We start from the raw sequence: 2,023 nt of genomic DNA, 5'->3' as shown, positions 1-2,023 counted from the left end.
GGCCGGTGGCCGACTGCACCATCCGGGTCCGGTGGTGGGCGCGGGCGGTCCGGCGGGTGCGGGGCAGCCGATCGACGATGAGCGGCTGCGTATCCTGTTCGCCGCCGCCGATCTGGTGCTGGACGGGTTGCTCGGCATCGGGGGCCGGGGCGGGCTGCGCGAGCCGTACGCCCGGCTCGCCGTTCTGGCACCCCCCGAACGGACGGTGGCGGTCGACGTCCCCAGCGGGGTGGACGCGGACACCGGGGCCGTCGCGGGGCCGGCGGTCCGGGCGAGCAGTACCGTCACCTTCGGTACCCGCAAACGCGGCCTGTGGCTCATGCCCGGTGCCGCCTACACCGGTCCCGTCGAGCTGGTCGACATCGGACTGGACCTGCCTGAACCCGACCTGTGCGCTCTCGCCGACGCCGACGTCGCCGCGGCATTGCCCGTTCCCAGCCCGACGGCGTCCAAGTACAGTCGCGGGGTCCTCGGCCTCGTCGCCGGCAGCGACGCCTATCCGGGCGCCGCGGTGCTCGCGGTCGGCGGCGCGCTGCGTGGTGGCGCCGGGTACCTGCGGGTAGTGACCGCGGGGCACGCCGAGAAGGTCGCGGGCGAGGCCGTCGGCGCGGTCGTGAGCAGGGCCGGCGATTTCGTGCGGATGGCGCATCCCGAGGCCGTCGTGACCGTCATCGAGGCCGGTGACGCCGACACGATGCTGGCCGCCGGCCGGGTCCAGGCCTGGGCGATCGGCCCAGGCCTGGCGCCGGGACCCGCGGTCCGTACCCTGCTGACGGCGTTGCTGGCGACGGACCTTCCGGTCCTGGTCGACGCGGGGGGCCTCGACCCGCTTGCCGAGATCATCGCGGCGCGGCCCGCCGTCGCCGAGCGGGCGGCGCCGGTGCTGATCACACCGCATGAGGGCGAGTTCCAGCGGTTCGTCTCGGTCGCCCTTGGCCGGGACGCGCAGGCCACCGCAGCCGAACTCGCCGACGATCGGCTCGCCGTTCTCCGGCGGGCCGCGGCGGCGACGGGAGCGGTGATCCTGCTCAAGGGCGCCCGCACGCTCGTCGTGCGGCCGGATGGATCGGCGCTGGTCAACACGACCGGATCGGCATGGCTGGGGACCGCCGGGACCGGTGACGTGCTGACCGGCCTGATTGGCTCGCTGCTCGCCGCCGGGCTCGCCCCCGCGACGGCCGGGGCGGTCGGCGCCTATCTGCACGGCCGGGCCGCCGAGCGGGCCCCGGTGCCGCTGGCAGCGAATGATCTGCCCGCCCTCCTGCCCCAGGTCATCGGCGACCTGCTCGACCGGCGACGGATGCCACGCGGAGTAGCGTGACGGCGTGACCGAACAGCGAGCCGATCCTCCTGCCGGGAATGATCTTCGTTCCTGTGCCGTCATCGATCTCGACGCGGTCCGCACGTCGGTGGCCGCCCTCGTCGCCCGGGCAGGCGACGCCGCCACTATGGCGGTCGTCAAGGCTGACGGCTACGGCCACGGCATGATCCCGTGCGCACGGGCGGCTCTGGAGGGCGGGGCCACCTGGCTCGGCACGGCGTTCCTCGAGGAGGCGCTCGCCCTGCGCGCGGCCGGGTTCACCGTCCCGGTGCTGTCCTGGCTCGCGGCGCCCGGTGAATCGTTCGCCGCCGCCATCGCCGCGGATGTCGACCTGTCCGCGTCCGCGGGCTGGGCGCTCGAGGAGGCCGCCGCCGCGGCCCGGCGGACCGGCCGTACCGCCCGGGTGCACCTCAAGGCGGACACGGGCCTCGGCCGGGCGGGAGCCACGGAGGCCGACTGGCCGGCGCTGTGCGACGCCGCGGCGGCGCTCGAGGCCGAGGGCGTGATCGAGGTGATCGGTGTGTGGAGCCACTTCGCGTTCGCCGATGCCCCCGGGCATCCCACGGTGCAGGGTCAGATCGGGCGTTTCCGGGATGCGATCGACATCGCCACGAAGGCGGGGCTGCACCCGTCCGTGCGGCATCTGGCGAACTCGGCGGCTACCCTGGTCAGCCCGGATGCGTATTTTGACCTGGTCCGACC

Annotated in this window: 2 protein-coding genes; both read left to right on the top strand. The window is 74.8% G+C overall.

From position 1 onward, the window contains the following. Window positions 1-1,321, top strand: a 1,321-nt coding sequence (locus AC08ON_RS03430) for an NAD(P)H-hydrate dehydratase (RefSeq protein WP_476616431.1), incomplete at its 5' end; no start/stop codon positions are given. A 4-nt stretch (window positions 1,322-1,325) separates the two neighbouring features. Further along, window positions 1,326-2,023 (top strand): alanine racemase (locus AC08ON_RS03425; RefSeq protein WP_476616430.1); only part of this gene is annotated, 698 nt, incomplete at its 3' end.

Source organism: Frankia sp. CoWAU3 (genome assembly GCF_977971855.1).
The sequence above is the reverse complement of the archived record's forward strand: the minus strand, read 5'-3'. Positions and strand labels throughout refer to the sequence as shown.